Below are 17,987 nucleotides of genomic sequence, written 5' to 3' on the forward strand. Positions count from 1 at the left end.
GTTGCGCGGGGTTGACGAGAACCCTTCTCCGGATGTCAACGGCTCCCTTACATTTCGCCCTCTTTCCTGCCCTTCGACCCCGTTTGCGGGACCTCCCCGGCGAAGAGGATCATGTCGGTGTGGCGTTCCGGAGCAGTGGCGAGAAGGCCGCACTCCTCGCCCATGTCCGGAGCCCGGGGTCTGCCTGTCGCCGGTCCAGGAGGTTCGCGCGCTCCGGCCGACGCCGGGCGCCGGGACGTCGCTGACCGCCCGCCGAGCCGTCCCGCCCCACCGGCCGATGACGCGCCCTCCTGCAAGCAAGATCATGGCAGGTTCCAAGTCAGCGGCAAGCCGGGTCACCGATGCTGTTGCGCGGACGACCATGGGCGAAAGGAGCACGTAACCGCAGAACATGACATTTGCCGCGAATGCCCCCCGCCGCACCCGCCGACCGCGCGACACTGAACCGCCCGCACGACCCCGCACGACCCCACGCGCCCAGCGACGACCTCGCCCGGGCCCGCGTGCCGTCCCGAGGAACGGGCTGTTCCATACCGCCCACCCGGGCACGTTTGACCTTTGCTGGAAAGAGGACACATGACTACGGATGTGACGGGCGCGAACCGCCCTCCCATCGACTCGCCGGGACGCCTCCACGAGGCCCTGGAGGCGCAGTGCCGGCGGACACCCGATCGCCTCGCCGTCGTCGCGGGCACGAGCCGGATGACCTACGCCGAGCTCGACCGCAGGGCCAACGGGATCGCCAACGCCCTGGCCGCGCGAGGTGTGGGACGCGGCGACCTGGTGGGCATCTGCCTCGACCGCGACGAGTGGCTGGTGCCCGCGCTGATCGGGGTGCTCAAGGCGGGCGCGGCCTACGTGCCGCTGGACCCGGCCTACCCGGCCGAGCGCTTACGTTTCATGGCCGAGGACGCCGCCATGACCGCGGTGGTCACCTCGGCGGCGCGGCGCGAGACCGCGGCGCCGACCGGCGCGGACACCGTGCTCGTCGACGACGTGACGCCCGCCGCGCACGGGCCGCAGGTGCCCGGCGAGCCGGGCGACGCCGCGTACGTGATCTACACCTCCGGCTCCACCGGCCGTCCCAAGGGCGTGGTCGTGGAGCACCGCAACACCCTGAACCTGGTGCGCTGGGAGGCGTCCGCCTACACCGCCGAGGAGCTGAGCGGCATGCTCGCCGGCTCCTCCATCTGCTTCGACGCCTCGATCACCCAGATCTTCACGCCGCTGTTCGCCGGCGGGACCGTGATCATGGCGGACAACGTGCTGGCGCTGCCGACGCTGCCGGCCCGCGACGAGGTGCGCACGGTCTTCGGCGTCCCGTCCGCGCTGTCGGTGCTGCTGCGCGAGCCGCTGCCGGACGGCGTGCGCATGGTGCTGTCCGGCGGCGAGCGGCTGACCGCCGCGCTGGTCGCGCGCGTGTACGCCAACCCCGGCGTGCGCCGCGTGCTCAACATGTACGGCCCCACCGAGTGCACCACCGGCTCCACCCTGTTCGAAGTCAGCCGCGACCACCAGGGCGACCCGCCGCTGGGCGGGCCGATGGCGAACGCGCTGCTCAGCGTGCGCGACGCCGCCGGCAACCCGGTCCCCGAGGGAGAGGTCGGCGAGTTGTGGATCGGCGGCCCGAACGTGACCCGCGGCTACCTGGGCCACGACTCGCAGGCGTTCGGCACCGACCCGGACGGCACCCGCGTCTACCGCACCGGCGACCTGGTCCGGCGGGTGGACGGCGAGCTGCGCTACGTGGGCCGCGCCGACGACCAGGTCAAGATCCGCGGCTACCGGGTGGAGCTGGGCGAGGTCGAGTCGGCGCTGGACCGCCATCCCGCGGTGCGCCGCGCCGTCGTCCTGGCGCACACCGACGACGACGGCATCGCCTACCTCGTCGCGCACGTGGCCGCCTCCGGCGTGACCGAGCCCGAGCTGCGCGACTGGCTGCGTGACCGGCTGCCCGACCACCTGGTCCCGGCCAGGATCGGCGTGACCGGCGACCTGCCGATCGCCCCCACCGGCAAGGTGGACCGCGCGGCCCTGCCCAAGCTGGGCGCCGCCCGGACGGGGAGCGCGGCGCCGGTCGCGCCCCGGACGGACGACGAGCGCCAGGTGGCCGAGGTGATCGCGGACGTGCTGGGCCTGCCGGAGGTGGGCGTGCACGACCGGTTCGCCGACCTGGGCGGGCACTCGCTGGCCGCCGCCCGGGTGGTGACCGAGCTGTCCCGGCGGCTCGGTCACACCGTGCCGCTGGCGACGTTCCTGACCGAGCCGACAGCGGCCGGGCTGGCGGCGCGCCTGCGCGAGCCGGGATCGGCTCCGGTGCGGCGGACCGGCCGGACCCGGCACCCGCTCACCGCCGCGCAACGCGAGTTCTGGACGCTGCGCCAGCTCCACCCGCACAGCCCGGTCACCACCGTGTCGATCCGGCTGCGCGTGCGCGGCCTGAGCGGGAGCGCGCCGCTGCGCCGGGCGCTGGACGCGGTCCTGCGCCGGCACGAGGCCCTGCGCAGCACGATCTCCGTCGGCGAGGACGGCGTCCCGTACGCGGTCGTGCACCCGCCCGTCGCCGTTCCCCTGGTCGAGCATCCGGCGGGCGCGGACCCGGTGAAGGTGGCCCGGGCGGCGGTGGAGCACGTGTTCGACGTGACGACCGAGGTGCCGTTGCTGCGCGCGAGCCTGTGCCCCGTCGGAGAGGGCGTGGCCGAGCTGGTGCTCGTGACGGACCACATCGCCTTCGACGGCGGTTCGACCGGCGTGCTGATGGACGAGCTGGCCGCCGAGCTGGCGGGCGAGCCCGTCCCCGAGCCGGCGGTGCAGCTCGGCGACGTGGCGGTGCGCGAGCAGGAGGACCGGCCCGACCTCGCGCGGCTGCGGGAGTTCTGGCGCGGCGAGCTGGCGGGGGCGCCGGTGGCGGGGCCGCCGCCCGGCGACCTGACGACGTGCCGGGTGATCAGGCCGCTCACCGAGGAGTTCACGGACGGCGTGGCCGCGCTGGCCCGCGCGTGCGGCGCGACCCCGTACGCGGTGTACCTGGCCGCGCTCGCCCTGGCCGCCGGGGAGCCCGACACGCTGGTCGGCATGGTCGCGGCGCGGCGCGCCCGGCCGGAGCTGGCCCGGGTCGTCGGGCCGCTGATCGACACGGTGCCGGTGCGGCTGCGGCCGGACGCCGCGCCGACCTTCCGCGACCTGGTCCGGCAGGCGGGGCAGGCCGCCACGCGGGCGCTGGTCCACCAGGAGGTCCCGCCCGCGGACGTGCCCCGTGCCCCGGTGCTGCTGGCCATGCAGCACGCCGAGGTGCCGGTGCGCGCCGGTTGCCTGGAACTGCTGACCGAGGTCGGCCCGGGCGCGGCGGTGCACGAGTTCAGCGTGCTCGTCAACCGCACGGCCGCCGGCGCCGAGCTGCACCTGGAGTACGCGGTCGCGCTGCTCGGCCGGGAGGCGGCCGGGGCGTACCTGGACCGGCTGCTGTGGCTGCTGCGGCGCGTGGTGGCCGAGCCGGATCTGGCGATCGCCACGTTCGAGCCGGTCACCCCGGACGAACGCGCCGCGCTGCTGGCCCGCGCGGCCGGACCCCGGCTGCCGGACGACCTGCCCCCGGTGCCGCTGTCGCTCGCGGCGAACGCGGGTGGCGCGGCGGGCACGGCGGTGGTCGGCCCGGACGGCGTCGCCCTGAGCCACGCCGAGCTGAACGACCGCGCCGACCGGATCGCGGCCGGGCTGCTGGCGCACGGGGTGTCGCGCGGCGACGTGGTCGGCGTGCACGTGCCGCGGGACGAGATGTTGCCCGCGGCGCTGCTGGGCGTGTGGCGTGCGGGGGCGGCGTACCTGCCGCTGGACCCGGAACACCCGGCCGAGCGGCTGCGTCTGCTGGCCGCGGACGCCGGCGCCCGCGTGGTCCTCACCCGCGGCGGGACGCCCCTGGAGACGGCGCCCGGCGAGGACGGGCCGGTGACGCTCGACGTGGACCGGCTCGCGGCGGGCTCCCGCGCGGACCTTCCCGAGGTGCGCGCCGAGGACCTGGCGTACGTCACCTACACCTCCGGCTCCACCGGCGCCCCCAAGGGGGTCGAGGTCACCCACGGCGCCCTGGCCGCCCTCGTGGCCGGGATGATCTCGACGCTCCGCCTCGGCCCGGCCGACGTGCAGCCCGCGGTCGCGCCGCTGAGCTTCGACGTCTCCGCCTCCGAGCTGTGGAGCGTCCTGGCCGCCGGCGGCACGTCGGTGGTGGTGGACAGGGCCACGGCCACCGACGGGCACGCGCTGGCGGAGCTGATCACCACCAGCGCGGCCACGGTGATCGACCTGGTGCCGACCGCGTACCGGATGCTGATCGCGGCGGGCTGGGCGGGTGACCCCGCGCTGCGCGCCGTCGCCGGCGGGGAGGCGCTGGACCCGGCGCTGGCCGAGCAGATCCTGCTGCGCGTCGGCGAGTTGTGGAACGCCTACGGGCCCACCGAGACCACCGTCACCTCCATGCTGCACCGGGTGCGCGTGCACGAGGGCGACCGGGTGCCGATCGGCTCGCCGATGCCGGGCGAGCGGGCGTACGTGGTCGACGCGCGGCTACGGCTGGTGCCGCCGGGCGCGGTCGGCGAGCTGCTGCTGGGCGGCGCCGGGGTGGCCCGCGGATACCGGGGCCGTCCGGACCTGACCGCGGCCGCCTTCGTGGCCGACCCGTTCACGCCGGACGGCCGCTGCTACCGCACCGGCGACCTGGCGCGCCGACGGCCGGACGGGACGCTGGAGTTCCACGGCCGCCGCGACCACCAGGTGAAGGTCCGCGGTTACCGGATCGAGCTGGGCGAGATCGAGGCCGTGCTGCGCGAGGTCGCCGAGGCCGCGGTGACCGTGGCGGGCACGGACGCGCAGGCCCACCTGGTCGGCTACGTCGCGCCGGAGACGGCGGACCTGGCCGCGGTCGAGCGGCACGCCCGGTCCCGGCTGCCCGGCCACATGGTGCCGCGCCGCTGGGTCGCGCTGCCGGCCCTGCCCACGCTGCCCAGCGGCAAGGTGGACCGCCACGCGCTGCCCGAGCCGGACGCCGGCCCGGCCCCGGCGCGGGTCGAACCGGCCACCGAGGCCGAGCTCCTGGTGGCCGCCGTCTGGGCCGAGGTGCTCGAACGGCCCGAGGTCTGGGCCGGCGACGACTTCTTCGCCCTCGGCGGAGCCTCGTTCGCCGCGACCAGGGTGGCCGCCCGCCTGCGCGAGATGTTGCAGGTCACCGTGCCCGTGCGGTTGGTGTTCGACCGGCCGGTGCTGGCCGACTTCGCCGCCGCGCTGGAGGAACTGCTGGCCGCCGACCTGATGGAGGGGAACGAGGGATGACCGAGGTACGTGAGGACCGGATCGCCGAACTCGTCCGGTCCAGGCTCGCCGCCGCCCTGAAGCAGAAGGAGCAGGCCGCCGTCCCCCGGATCCCGGCGACGTCGGCCGCGGACATGCCGCTGTCGCCGGCGCAGGAGCGGCTGTGGTTCCTGGCCCAGCTCGAACCCGGCACGCCCGCCTACAACGTGCCGCTGACGCTGCGGCTGCGCGGCCCGGTGGACGTCGCCGCCCTCACCGGCGCGGTGGCGGACCTGGCCGGGCGGCACTGGATCCTGCGCGGCGTCATCGAGGACGGGCGCGTGCGGCCCGTCGCCGCCGTGCCGGTGCCCGTGGTCGACATGGTGAACGCCGCCCCGGCGGAGCTGGAGCGGGAGCTGGCCGACCACGCCTGGCGGCCGTTCCGGCTGGACGCCGAGCCGCCCCTGCGGGCCACGCTCTACCGGCTCGGCGACGAGGAGTGCGTGCTCGCGCTCACCCTGCACCACATCGCCACCGACGCCTGGTCGGAGCGCGTGCTGCTGGACGATCTCGCCCACCTGTACGCCGCCCGCCTCGGCCTGGAGCCGCCCCCCGCTCCCCCGGCCCTGCAGTACGCGGACGTGGCCGCGTGGGAGGCCGGGCGGCCCGACGCCGACCTCGACTGGTGGGCCGCTCACCTGGCGGGCCTGCCGCCGGTGCTCGACCTGCCGCTCGCCCGCCCGCGCCCGGCCGTCCCCACGTGGGAGGGGGCGGCGGTCGCGGTGGAGGTGCCCGAGGCGTTGTCGGCGAAGGTGCGCGCGGTGGCCGGGACGTCGCCGTTCATGGTGTTCCTGGCCGGGTTGCAGGCGTTGCTGAGCCGCCTGTCCGGCGTGGACGACATCGCCGTCGGCGTGCCGCACGCGGGCCGCCACCACCCCGACGCCGAGCGGGTCGTCGGCTGTTTCATCAACACGCTGGTGGTGCGCGGCGACACCGCGGGCGACCCGACCGGCGCCGAGCTGCTGGCACGGGCGCGCACGGCGGCGCTGGACGCGTTCGCGCACGCCGGCACGCCGTTCGAGCGGGTCGTGGAGCGGTTGCAGCCGGAGCGGAACCTCGCGGTCACGCCGCTGTTCCAGGTGATGCTCAACGTCTACGACACCGGCGCGCCGCTGTCGCTGCCGGGGCTGACGGTCGAGGCCGGGACGCCGCCCGCGCCGACCGCCAAGTTCGACCTGAACCTGGAACTCGGCGACGACGGCACCCGTTTCTCGGGCGAGTTACGCTTCCGCACCGACCTGTTCGACGAGGCCACCGTGCGCCGGCTGGCCGGCTGGTACCTGGAGCTGCTGGACGGCATGCTCACCGACCCGGACGCGCCGGTGCGGCTGCCGGCCGGCGACGACCTGCGCGGCCGGGACGCCGGCCTGCCCGTGGACGTGCCGCTGCACACGCTGGTCGAGCGGATGGCCGACGCCCGCCCCGACGCGGTCGCGGTCGGCTCGCTCAGCTACGCCGAGCTGGACCGCCGCGCCAACCAGGTGGCCCACTGGCTGCTGGAGAGCGGGGTACGGCCGCAGGAGCCGGTCGGCGTGCTGCTGGAGCGGCGGCCCGAGCTGGTGGTGGCCGTGCTCGGCGTGCTCAAGGCGGGCGCCGCCTACCTGCCGCTCGACCCGGTCTACCCGGAGCGGCGCAACCAGGCGGTGGTGGCCGACGCCGGAGCGCGGATCGTGCTCACCGGCGCCGAGCTCGCCGCCGCGGCGGAGGCGTCCGGCGAGCGTCCCGGCGTGGCGGTGCGGCCGGAGCACCTTGCGTACGTGATCTACACCTCGGGCTCGACCGGACGGCCGAAGGGCGTCGCGGTCGAGCACCGGCACATCACGCACTACCTCGGCGCGGTGGCCGAGGTCGTCCCCGCGGGGATGACGTCGTTCGCGCTGGTCTCCACCGCCGCCGCCGACCTCGGCATGACGAACCTGTGGTGCGCGCTGACCACGGGCGCCACGCTCCACCTGATCGACCACGAGACGGCCACCGACCCGGCCGCGTTCGCCGCTCGCCTGGCGGCGCACCCGGTGGACGCGATCAAGATGGTGCCCAGCCAGCTCGAACTCCTCGGCACGGCCGCCCTGCCCCGCAAGCTGCTGATCCTGGCCGGCGAGGCGGTGCCGGCGGACCTGGTCGCGCGGGTCCGGGCGGCGCGACCGGACCTGGAGGTGCAGATCCACTACGGCCCCACCGAGACCACGGTGTCGGTGCTGGCCTGCGACGCCGGCCAGGCCCTGGCCGAGCTGGGGCCGGGCCGGGCGCCGCTGGGCCGGCCGCTGGCCGACGTGGTGTGCCGGGTGGCCGACCCGTCCGGACGGGCGTTGCCGCCCGGCGTGCCCGGCGAGCTGTGGATCGGCGGCCCGAGCGTGGCCCGCGGCTACCTGGGCCGCCCCGACCTCACCGCGGAGCGTTTCACCGGCGGCTGGTACCGCACCGGCGACCGGGTCCGGGTGACCGGGGACGGGCTGATCGAGTTCCTGGGGCGGATCGACGACCAGGTGAAGGTGCGCGGCTTCCGCGTCGAGCTGGGCGAGGTCGCCGCGGCGTTGCGGGCCCTGCCGCAGGTCGCGGAGGCGTACGTGCAGCCGGTCGGCGACGGCCTGGAGCGCCGTCTGGCCGCCTGGGTGACGCCCGCGACGGTGGACGTGGCGCAGGTACGCTCGGCGCTGCGCGAGCGGCTGCCCGACTACATGGTGCCGGCCGCGATCGGCGTGCTGGAGGCGTTGCCGCTCACCCCGAACGGCAAGGTGGACCGGGCGGCGCTGCCCGTGCCCGAGGCGGGGCCCGCGGTGCGGGTGCCGCTGGGCACGCCCGCCGAGCGCCTGGTCGGCGAGGTCTGGGCCGACGTGCTCGAACTCGCCGAGGTGTGGGCGGACGACGACTTCTTCGCCCTCGGCGGGCACTCGTTCGCGGCGACCCGGGTGGCCGGGCGGCTGCGGGACCGGCTGGGCGCGGCGGTGCCGGTGCGGCTGCTGTTCGAGCACCCGGTGCTGGCCGACCTGGCCGCCGCGCTGCCCCGTCCGGCCTCTGCGGCGCGGGTGCGGCGCGCGCCGGCCGACGGGCCGGTGCCGCTGTCCGGGGTGCAGGCCAGGCTGTGGTTCCTGGCGCAGCTCGAACCGGACAGCAGCGCCTACAACGTGCCGGTGGCGCTGCGGCTGCGCGGCCCGCTGCGCGCGGAGGCGCTGCTGGACGCGGTGCGTGACCTGGCCGAGCGGCACCACGTGCTGCGCGGCGTGGTCGACGACTCCGGCCCCGAGCCGGTGATGGTGGTGCGGGACGCCGCCGAGGTGCCCGTCTCCACCGCGCGCGTGGACCGGTCCGAGGTCGAGGACGTGCTGGCCGGGCACCTGGCGACGCCGTTCGCACTGGACCGGGAGCCGCCGATGCGGGCGGTGCTGCTCGCCGTCGGCGATCCTGGGGACGACGACGAGCACGTGCTCTCCCTCACCTTCCACCACATCGCCACCGACGCGTGGACGCGCGGGCTGCTGCTGTCGGAGCTGTCCGGCCTGTACGCCGCCCGCCTCGGCCTGCGCCCGCCGCTCGACCCGCCCCCGGCGCAGTACGCCGAGGTGTCGCCCGTCCCCGACCCGGCCGACCTGGACTGGTGGGCCGGGCACCTGGACGGCCTGCCGCCGGTGCTCGACCTGCCCACGGACCGGCCGCGCCCCGCGGTGCCCGACCCGGGCGGAGCCGCGCTGGACCTGGAGCTCCCGGCGGAGCTGAGCGAGCGGATCAGGACGGTGGCCGCCGCCTACCGGTCCACGCCGTTCATCGTGCTGCTGGCCGGGTTGCAGGCGCTGCTGGCCCGGCTGTCGGCGAGCGCGGACATCGCGGTCGGCGTGCCGGTCTCCGGCCGCGACCACCCGGACACCGAAGGCGTGGTGGGCTGCTTCCTCAACACCGTGGTCGTGCGGACCGACGTGGGCGGCGACCCGACCGGGCGCGACCTGCTGGCCCACGCGCGGGAGTCCGCGCTGGGCGCGCTCGCGCACGCGGGCACGCCGTTCGACCGGGTGGTGGACCGGCTGCGGCCGGAGCGGAACCTGGCGGCCACGCCGCTGTTCCAGGTGATGCTCAACTACGTCCCCGGCGTGGCCGGGGCGGAACTGCCCGGCCTGGAGGCGTCCGAGATCCACCTGCCGGAGCTGACCACCAAGTTCGACCTGAGCTGGCACGTCGTGGACGACGGGCCGGGCGCGCCGCTGCGCGGCGGGCTCGCCTACCGGACCGACCTGTTCGAACCGGGCACCGCGGCCAAGCTGACCCGCTGGTACGCCGCCCTGCTCGACGGGCTGCTCGCCGACCTGGACACGCCGGTGGGCGCGGTGCCGCTGGAGCCGGTGACCGGCCCGGCGCTGGCCGGCGGGCCGCCGCCGGAGCCGCCCGCCGGGGCGGTGCACCACCTGATCGAACGCTGGGTGGACGAGGCCCCCGGCGCGCCGGCCGTGGTGGGCGCCGACCGCGCCCTGACCTACGCGGAGCTGGAGGCGGCCGCCAACCGGATCGCCCACTGGCTGCTGGACGCCGGGGTGAGCGCCGACGAGCCGGTCGGCGTGCTGCTGGAGCCGGGCGCGGACCTGGCGTGCGCGTTGTTCGGCATCCAGAAGTCGGGCGGCGGCTACCTGCCGATGGACCCGGCGTACCCGGCGGCGCGGATCGCCGCGATGCTGAAGGCCGCCGGGGTGCGCGCCGTGGTGACGGTGAGCGAGTTCGCGCCCCTGATCGGGGACGGCAGGCAGGTGCTGACGCTGGACCGGCCGCCGTCCCTGCCGGACACCCGGCCCCGGGTGGACGTGCTGCCGGAGCACCTGCACCACGTCATCTTCACCTCCGGCTCCACCGGCACGCCCAAGGCGGTGGCCGCCGAGCACGGCGGCGTCCTGAACTACCTGGGCGGCATGCTGCCGCGCATCGGCGTGCCCGGCGGCTCGTTCGCGGTGGTCTCCACGCCGGCCGCCGATTTCGGTCTGACCTGCGTGTTCGGTGCGCTGACCACGGGCGGGACGGTGCACCTGGTGCCGCGCGAGACCGCGATGGACCCGGCCGCGTTCGCCGGTTACCTGGCCGAGCACCGGGTGGACGTCGTCAAGTGCGTCCCCAGCCACCTGGAGCTGCTGGCCTCGGGCGGCGACCTGGCCGCCGTGCTGCCGCGCCGGCTGCTGATCCTGGCGGGCGAGGCATGCCCGTGGGACCTGGTGGAGCGGGCCCGCGCCGCCCGGCCCGAGCTCAGGATCCAGAGCCATTACGGCCACACCGAGTCCACGATGATCTGCCTGGTGTGCGACACCGAGGAGATCCCCGCCGACCGGCGGACCGGCATCGTGCCGCTGGGCCGTCCGCTGCCCGGCGTGTACGGCCACCTGGTGGACGCCGCAATGCGGCCGGTGCCGCCCGGCGTGCCCGGCGAGCTGGTCGTCGGCGGCCCCGGGGTGACCCGCGGCTACATCGGCCGGCCCGAGCTGACCGCCGAACGGTTCGTCCCCGACCCGCTGACCGGGCAGGACCGCTGCTACCGCAGCGGCGACCTGCTGCGCCTCACCACCGACGGACAGATCGAGTTCCGCGGCCGGGTCGACGACCAGGTCAAGGTCCGCGGCTACCGGGTCGAACTGGGTGAGGTCACCACCGCGCTGCGGGCGCTGCCCCAGGTCGCCGAGGCCGTGGTGCTGCCCGTCGGCGAGGGCAAGGCCAGGCAGCTCGCCGCGTGGGTGACGCCCGCGACCGTGGAGGCCGCGGCCGTGCGCTCGGCGCTGCGTGAACGGCTGCCCGACTACATGGTCCCGGCGCACGTCGTCGCCCTCGACCGGCTTCCGCTCAACCCGAACGGGAAGATCGACCGGGCCGCCCTGCCCGAGCCGGTGGCCGAGCAGGCCGCGTACGCGGCGCCCTCGACACCGAACGAGGAGCTGGTCGCCGGGGCCTTCGCCCGGGTGCTCGGCGTCGAGCGGGTCGGCGCGGGCGACGACTTCTTCGCCCTCGGCGGCGACTCCTTCGCCGCGGTCCGCGCGGTCAAGGAGATCGGCCGCGGGCTGCGCGTGATCGACCTGTTCACCCGGCCCACCGTCGCCCAGCTGGCCGCCTTCCTCGGCCAGGAGGGCGGCGGCGGGCTCCTGCACCGCTTGGGCGGCGGCCGAGCCGGCGAATTCACGCTGGTGTGCGTGCCGTACGGCGGCGGGTCGGCGGCGGTCTACCAGCCGCTGGCCCAGGCGCTGGGTGACCGGGTCGAGGTGCTCTCCGCCGAGCTGCCCGGCCACGACCCCGCCAGACCCGACGAGCTGCCGCTGCCCCTGGCGGAGCTGGTGGACGTGCTGGCCGCCGAAGTGGCGGCGACCGCGTCCGGCCCGGTCGCGATCTACGGCCACTGCGTGGGCTCCGCGCCCGCCGTCGCGCTCGCGCGCAAGCTGGAGGCCGACGGCGTGCCCGTGCTGGGCGTGATCGCCGCCGCCAGCTTCCCGGCCGCGCGGCTGCCCGGAATGGTCAGGCGGCTGTTCGGCGGCGACCGCTGGGTGTCCGACCGGATGTTCCGCGACGCGCTGCGCGCCTCCGGCGGGCTGCTCGACGACATGGACGAGGCCGCCAAACGCACCGCCGTACGGGCCATGCGGCACGACGCCGACCAGGCGCAGGAGTGGTTCGGCCAGGAGCTGGCCGGCGAGGGCACGCCGCTGCGCGCCCCGATCCTGAGCCTGGTCGGGGAACGCGACCGCGCCACCGAGCTGCACGAGGAGCGCTACACCGAGTGGGCGGCGTTCGCGCCGCGGGTGGAGCGGGCCGTGCTGCCCAGGGCCGGCCACTACTTCCTGCGTCACCAGGCCGAGCCGCTGGCCGCCGTCGTGCTGGCGCACCTGACCCGCTGGGCGGCCGGAACGCTGCCCGATCCGGTGCGCCCGCCCGAACGCACCAGACTGGGGTCCTTCTACACCGTCGCGGGCGGTCAGATCGTCTCGGCGCTGGGCACGGCGCTGAGCTCGTTCGCGCTCGGCGTGTGGGCCTACCAGCGCAGCGGCGAGATCCTGGACCTCGCGCTGATCACGATGCTGGCGCAGATCCCGGCCGTGCTGCTCACCCCGCTGGGCGGCGCGCTGGCCGACCGGGTGGACCGGCGCAAGATCATGCTGGCCTGCGACGCGCTGTCCGGGATCGCCATGGTGGCTCTGGTGCTGCTGCTGACCACCGATCGGCTGGAGTTCTGGAACGTCTGCCTCATCGTGGGCGTGACCTCGGTCGTGTCGGCGTTCCAGCAGCCCGCCTGGCTGGCGGCGATCGCGCAGCTGGTGCCCAAACCGTACCTGCCGCAGGCCAACGCGCTGGCCAACGTGGGCTTCGGCGCGGGCAACGTGGTCGCGCCGCTCGCGGGCGGCGCGCTGATCGGCCTGTTCGGGCTGTCGGCGGTGGTGGCCGTGGACGTGGCCACGTTCGCGGTCGGCGTGCTGACGCTGCTGCTGGTGCGCTTCCCCGACCGGCTGTTCCACCGGCGCGAGGAGACGTTCACGGCGGCGCTCACCGGCGGGTGGCGGTTCCTGCGCCGGCGGCGTCCGCTGATGGTGATGGCGCTCTACTTCGCGGTGGTGAACTTCTGCACCGCGCTGATGTGGGTGCTGGTCACCCCGGTCGTGCTGGCCATCGGCGACTCGGCCGACCTCGGCGCGGTGACCGCCGTCGGCGGCGTCGGCGCGGCCGTGGGCACCGGCGTGGTGCTGGTGTGGGGCGGCACCCGGCGACGGGCGACCGGCATGATCGGTTTCGTCGTCGGGTCCGGGATCGGCGTGGTGCTGATGGGCGTGTGGCCGGTCGTGTGGCTGGTCGCGGCCGGGTTGTTCGTCCGGCTGGCGTGCATGAGCATCGGCAACGCGCACTGGCTGTCGATCATCCAGGTCAAGGTGGGGCCGGAGCTGCAGGGGCGGGTGCTCGCGGTGAACATCATGATCGCCACGGCCATGCAGCCGATCGGCTTCCTCTCCGCCGGCCCGCTGGCGGACTGGGCCGGACGGTTCGCCGGCGGGCCCGGCGGGGGCGCCGGGGTGGTGCTGCTGGCCAGCGGCGTGTTCCTGGTGCTGTGGGGGCTGCTGGGGCTCCGGCACCGGCCGCTGCACCACCTGGAGGACCTCGTCCCGGACGCCGCCCCGCCCTCGGAGGCCGCGGCCGACCTGGACGCCATCCAGGAGAGGGTGCTGAGCGCATGAGCGAGAGTGCTGAGCCCATGGAATCGGAGGGGACGGCGGGCGCGCGGCTGGTCACCGCGGCCGACGTCCGGGCGGCCGGTGACCGCATCGCGCCGTACGTCCGGCGCACGCCGCTGCTGCGGCTGCCCGGCGAACGGCTCTGGGTCAAGCCGGAGAACCGGCAGCCCACCCGCTCCTTCAAGGTGCGCGGCGCGGCCAACGCCGTGGGCCGGCTGGCCGGGCGCGGCGTCCGGCACGTGGTGGCGCAGTCGTCGGGCAACCACGCCCAGGCCATCGCCTACGCCGCCGCCGAACACGGGGTGCGGGCGACCGTCGTCCTGCCGGACACGGCGCCCGAGCTGAAGGTCAGCGCCGCGCGCCGGCTCGGCGCGGAGGTGGTGATCGTCCCGCCCGCGCTGCGGGAGGAGGCGTGCCTGGCGCTGGCCGACCGGTTCGGCGCGACGGTGATCGGCTCCGACGCGTTCGACGTCATCGCCGGGCACGGCAGCGCCGGGACCGAGATCTGCCTGGACCTGCCGGACGCGGGGACCGTCCTGGTGCCCGTCTGCAACGGCGGCCTGCTGGCCGGGATCGCGGTGGCGGTCAAGGCCGCCGACCCGGCGATCCGGGTGATCGGCGTCGAGCCCGAGCTGGCCGCCGACGGGACGGCCAGCTTCCGGTCGGGCACGCGCACGGCGTGGCCGGTGGAGCTGACCTACCGCACGCGGGCCGACGGCCTGCGCGCGCCGGTGCTGGGCGCCCTGGCCTGGGAGCACATCCACCGGTACGTGGACGACATGGTGACCGTGACCGAGGACGCCATCGACGCCGCCGCCGGCCTGCTCCACCGGGAGCTGGGGGAACGCGCCGAACCCAGCGGCGCGGTGGCCACCGCCGCCTACCTCACCCACCAGGCGCACCTGCCGCCGGGGCCGGTCGTCGCGGTCCTCTCCGGCGGCAACGTCGCGATCACCCCGGAAACCAGCCAGGAGCCACTGGCACGAAGCACCTGATCCACGCCAGAGCCAACGGCTGTGGTGGCGGCGCCCGCGAGCGCCGTCACCACAGCGCGGCGGACGATCACTCCGCCCCGACCGCCCCGGCCCGTTGTGCCGTCACCCCGGCATCCGGCGCCCCGCAGAACTCCGCAGACTGTGCCTAACCGAGACGCTCCCGCCCCTTGTCCGTCAACGACGCCAGGTGCACCCCTACGCCGAAGGTGGTGAAGCCCGACCTGGCCGCCTTCGTGAACTCCGCGACCACCACGTCCGACGGGAAATCCTTGACCAGGACGTCATAGGCCGCGAATCCATGATCCCGGACGGCGGCGAGAACCATGTCCGTGGTCAGCTCGGGGTGTTCCACGATCTCCTCCAGCAGGTCGCCCTGCCTTCACAGTCGCACCGTTGCCGCCACCTGTCATCAGCAACGGCTCTTCGGTGCCCGGTCAGCTGTCAGGAAGCAGCCCCTCGTTCCCGCGCCGGCGGCATCGCCTGACCGGCGGCCTCCGGCGCCCACGAACGCTTGCGGAACCTCTCCGCGTACGCGCGGTAGAAGTCGGCGTACACGTCGCGCGCGCCTGCCACGCGAGCGAGCTCGCCGTCGATCATCTCGATGGCCGCGCGAACCGGCCGTTCAACGCGCGGACCATCGGCACCAGGACGCACCGGTCGTAGTCGAGCAGCAGCCCGGTCGTCTCGATCTCGGCGGAGAACCGTTCCCAGTCCACGGCGCGCTGCACTTCCCTCGTAAGACTGAACACGGTCACCTGTCCGTGTCAGTAGCGATGGCCGCACCAGTCCACGGAACACGCCCCCGGGCACTGCGGTACGGCACGCCTGCGATGCGATCGATCTGCGTCCCATCCACAGGTACAGATGCGGCATGTACTACGATCAGCGGCACATGCAGCGCGGCCGAGCGTGAAGGTCTCCTGGTGATGGCGCGACGTCCCGGGCTCAAGGGCCAAGACCCGGCCCACGTCGTGCTCGGCGTCGCCCTCTTCGTCACGATCATGTTCCTCGTAGACGCAGTGACCGAGTACGTCATCGACGGCCTTCTGACGGCGGCGTACATAGCCGCGCGTGCCGTTGTGCTCGTCACCGTATGGCTCGTGGCCTCGCTGCTCACCACCTGGCTCCATCGATCGCGCAGATGACCTTCAGGGGTTTCCACGCGTCTTCACCACCGGGCAGCCCCGGGCACGCTTCGTACCAGGGAACGGTGAGTCTGCGCGGACGGCCGCCGGCAGAGATTGCGAGGCCGAGGACGGCCATGGATGATGATCAGGTGATGTCGGTATTCGTGTGGGTTCTTCTCACGCTAGCCACTGTGAACGCTCTCGCCGGCGCCTACACCGTGATCGTCGGTCACCCGCCGACCTGGATGGCCCGGCGGAACAAGCCCCGCCCGGGCCACCTCTCAGGCTGGTCCGCTCTCCTGATGTCCCTGTTCATCGCACTGCTCGTGATCAACCTGTCGGGCGGTCTTCCGAGTTACGCGCTCCTGCTGGTGACGGTGGGGCAGATCATCTGCAGCTTCGGGGCTGCGGCGCTGTCAATGATCGACCACAGCCGGGGACGCGCCTGACATCTGGCGCTGGTACGCAGTGCGGTGCTGCACCGTGGCGGAGACCCGGCAGGACGCCTCGACGTGCACGCCGGAGAGCGGCGGACAGCGGAGCGCGGGGCGAAAGCAGCCGACCCCGGCCGGCCCTTCGCCGCCGCTGTGAGATTCGACCCGCTATGAACGCGACCCGCGCAAGCGGGCGTGCAGGTTGTCGATGCGCCGGTACAGCACTTGGTGGTCGGGCGGCTGAGTGCTCTCCCACAACCGCACCTTCCTGTCGGCGCCCGCGGTGGCGAGCAGATGCCCGTGCGGGTGGAAGGCGATGGCCCGGACGGGACCGGTGTGGCCGTCGAGAGGCCGCCCCACCTGTTTTCCGGAATCGAGCTGCCACAACCGGACCAGCCCGTCATCGCCGGCGCTGGCCACCAGGTCCGCGCCCGGATGGAAGGCCACCGACCGGACCGGGCCGATGTGGCCGACGAAGGGGTCGGCCGTGGCGCGTCCCGACGCGGGATCCCACAACCGCACCGTTTCGTCGTCGCCGCCGCTGGCCAGGACGTGCCCGTCCGGGTGGAAGGCCACCGTCACGACCGCGCCGCTGTGACCTGCCAACGGCTCACTGACCGGCTGCCCGGACGTCGTGTTCCACAACCGGACCATGCCGTCGTCCCCGCCGTTGGCCAGCAGGTGTCCGTCGAGGTCGAAGGCGAGGGCCCAGCCGGCGCCGTCATGGTCGATGAGCGGCCCCCGCAACGGCCTTCCCGTGGTGATGTCCCACAACCTCACGGTGCCGTCGATGCCGCCGCTGGCCAGGACGTGCCCGTTCGGGTGGAAGGCCACCGACCAGACAGTGCCGGCATGGCCGTGCAACGGTTCACCCACCGGTCGCAGCCCGTCGATCGTCCACAGGCGTACCGTCTTGTCGCTGCCACCACTGGCCACCAGATCCCCGTCGGGATGGAAGGCCACCGCCACGACGGCACCCGTGTGGCCCAGCAGAGGCTCCCGCCACGGCCTGCCCGTCACCGTGTCCCACAGCCGCACGGTCCCGTCGCCGCCGCCGCTGGCCAGGATGCGCCCGTCCGGATGGAAGGCCACCGACCAGACGGCGCCGGAGTGACCTTCCACATTCGCCCCGTCCACCGGCCGGTACAGCTCATGCGGTGGATCGGAGGCCGGCCCTTGGGCGTCCTCCGTCCGGGCCGTGGGCCCGGTCTCGGGATCCAGCGGGCGACCGCGCTGCGAACGCAGGTCGTGGGCGGCGATCCACAGGGCCTTGAACTCCGTGACGTCGCCCTGCAACGCCTCCACCACGAGCTCCAGGTTGCCCCATCGAGGCAGGCTGACGCAGCGGATCACCCCGTGCGCGGTGGAGTGGCTCATCGCGCCCGTCTGCCTGGCCAGAGCCCGGCTGCTGGGCTCGCCCGCGTGGAGATGCAGGTCCCGCAGGCGTTCGCGCAGAACGCTCAGGGGATCCTCCGGCAGGGGGGCTTGCGGAGACATGGTGATGTCAGGATTCCAGAATCCCGAAGAACCAAACCCACCCGTGACGGATCCGTGCACATCGCCATCCGGGCCGGGAACCGTCAGTTTCTGTCAGCCGATGTACGGGTTCATCGGATCGCGTAAGACCTTGGCACAGATCGTCAACGGCACTTCGGCGCGCCCCATCCTGATATCGCGCCCCTCGGCACCGGCCGAGGCGACGCCGAACTCTCGAAGGGAAGCTCCATGATGCTGCCCCACCTCGCCGCACTGGTCGTGACGAGCGCCGCGCTGGTGACGCTCCCCGCCATGATCTACATGTTCTCGGCCGACTCGGCCCGCCGCTCCCGGGCGCTACGCCTGCTGCGCCTGCTGCTGCGCCGTTGACGCCGGTGGCGCGGGCAGCCGGCCCGAATCGGGCTCCCGCCCGTGACGGCTCCC

General features: G+C 74.7%; 9 protein-coding genes. 6 read left to right on the forward strand and 3 right to left on the reverse strand.

All coding sequences use genetic code 11. The features are described from left to right. The first annotated feature begins 576 nt into the window (after positions 1-576). The 3 genes from ACIBQ6_RS06680 to ACIBQ6_RS06690 are packed head-to-tail and all read left to right on the forward strand — an operon-like array spanning position 577 to position 14,506. A complete protein-coding gene (locus ACIBQ6_RS06680) occupies positions 577-5,322 on the forward strand; it encodes an amino acid adenylation domain-containing protein (RefSeq protein ID WP_397210550.1) in 4,746 nt (1,581 codons plus the stop codon). Further along, complete coding sequence (locus ACIBQ6_RS06685) at positions 5,319-13,514, forward strand: amino acid adenylation domain-containing protein (protein ID WP_397210551.1); 8,196 nt, start codon at positions 5,319-5,321, stop codon at positions 13,512-13,514. The genes ACIBQ6_RS06680 and ACIBQ6_RS06685 overlap by 4 nt, the downstream gene beginning before the upstream one ends. Next, on the forward strand, positions 13,511-14,506 hold the full coding sequence (locus tag ACIBQ6_RS06690; protein ID WP_397210552.1) for a threonine/serine dehydratase: 996 nt from the start codon (positions 13,511-13,513) through the stop codon (positions 14,504-14,506). Before ACIBQ6_RS06685 ends, ACIBQ6_RS06690 begins: the two co-directional genes overlap by 4 nt. Positions 14,507-14,651: 145 nt before the next feature. Here ACIBQ6_RS06690 and ACIBQ6_RS06695 read toward each other — a convergent pair whose 3' ends face one another. Beyond that, entirely contained in the window at positions 14,652-14,858 is a 207-nt protein-coding gene (locus ACIBQ6_RS06695; RefSeq protein WP_352327996.1) for a hypothetical protein, read from the reverse strand. A 241-nt stretch (positions 14,859-15,099) separates the two neighbouring features. Beyond that, complete coding sequence (locus ACIBQ6_RS06700; protein ID WP_397210553.1) at positions 15,100-15,255, reverse strand: hypothetical protein; 156 nt, start codon at positions 15,253-15,255, stop codon at positions 15,100-15,102. A 177-nt stretch (positions 15,256-15,432) separates the two neighbouring features. Here ACIBQ6_RS06700 and ACIBQ6_RS06705 point away from each other — a divergent pair, with 177 nt between their 5' ends. Next, a complete protein-coding gene (locus ACIBQ6_RS06705) occupies positions 15,433-15,651 on the forward strand; it encodes a hypothetical protein (protein WP_358300815.1) in 219 nt (72 codons plus the stop codon). 116 nt (positions 15,652-15,767) lie between these two features. Then, a complete protein-coding gene (locus tag ACIBQ6_RS06710) occupies positions 15,768-16,082 on the forward strand; it encodes a hypothetical protein (protein ID WP_397210554.1) in 315 nt (104 codons plus the stop codon). A 153-nt stretch (positions 16,083-16,235) separates the two neighbouring features. Here the strand turns inward: ACIBQ6_RS06710 and ACIBQ6_RS06715 are convergent, their stop codons facing one another. Beyond that, positions 16,236-17,564, reverse strand: a complete 1,329-nt coding sequence (locus ACIBQ6_RS06715; RefSeq protein WP_397210555.1) for a WD40 repeat domain-containing protein — start codon at positions 17,562-17,564, stop codon at positions 16,236-16,238. 228 nt (positions 17,565-17,792) lie between these two features. Here ACIBQ6_RS06715 and ACIBQ6_RS06720 point away from each other — a divergent pair, with 228 nt between their 5' ends. After that, on the forward strand, positions 17,793-17,933 hold the full coding sequence (locus tag ACIBQ6_RS06720; RefSeq protein WP_352356170.1) for a hypothetical protein: 141 nt from the start codon (positions 17,793-17,795) through the stop codon (positions 17,931-17,933). The last annotated feature ends 54 nt before the right edge of the window (positions 17,934-17,987 follow it).

The sequence above is a fragment of the Nonomuraea sp. NPDC049655 genome (genome assembly GCF_044465465.1).
Classification (GTDB): Bacteria; Actinomycetota; Actinomycetes; order Streptosporangiales; family Streptosporangiaceae; genus Nonomuraea.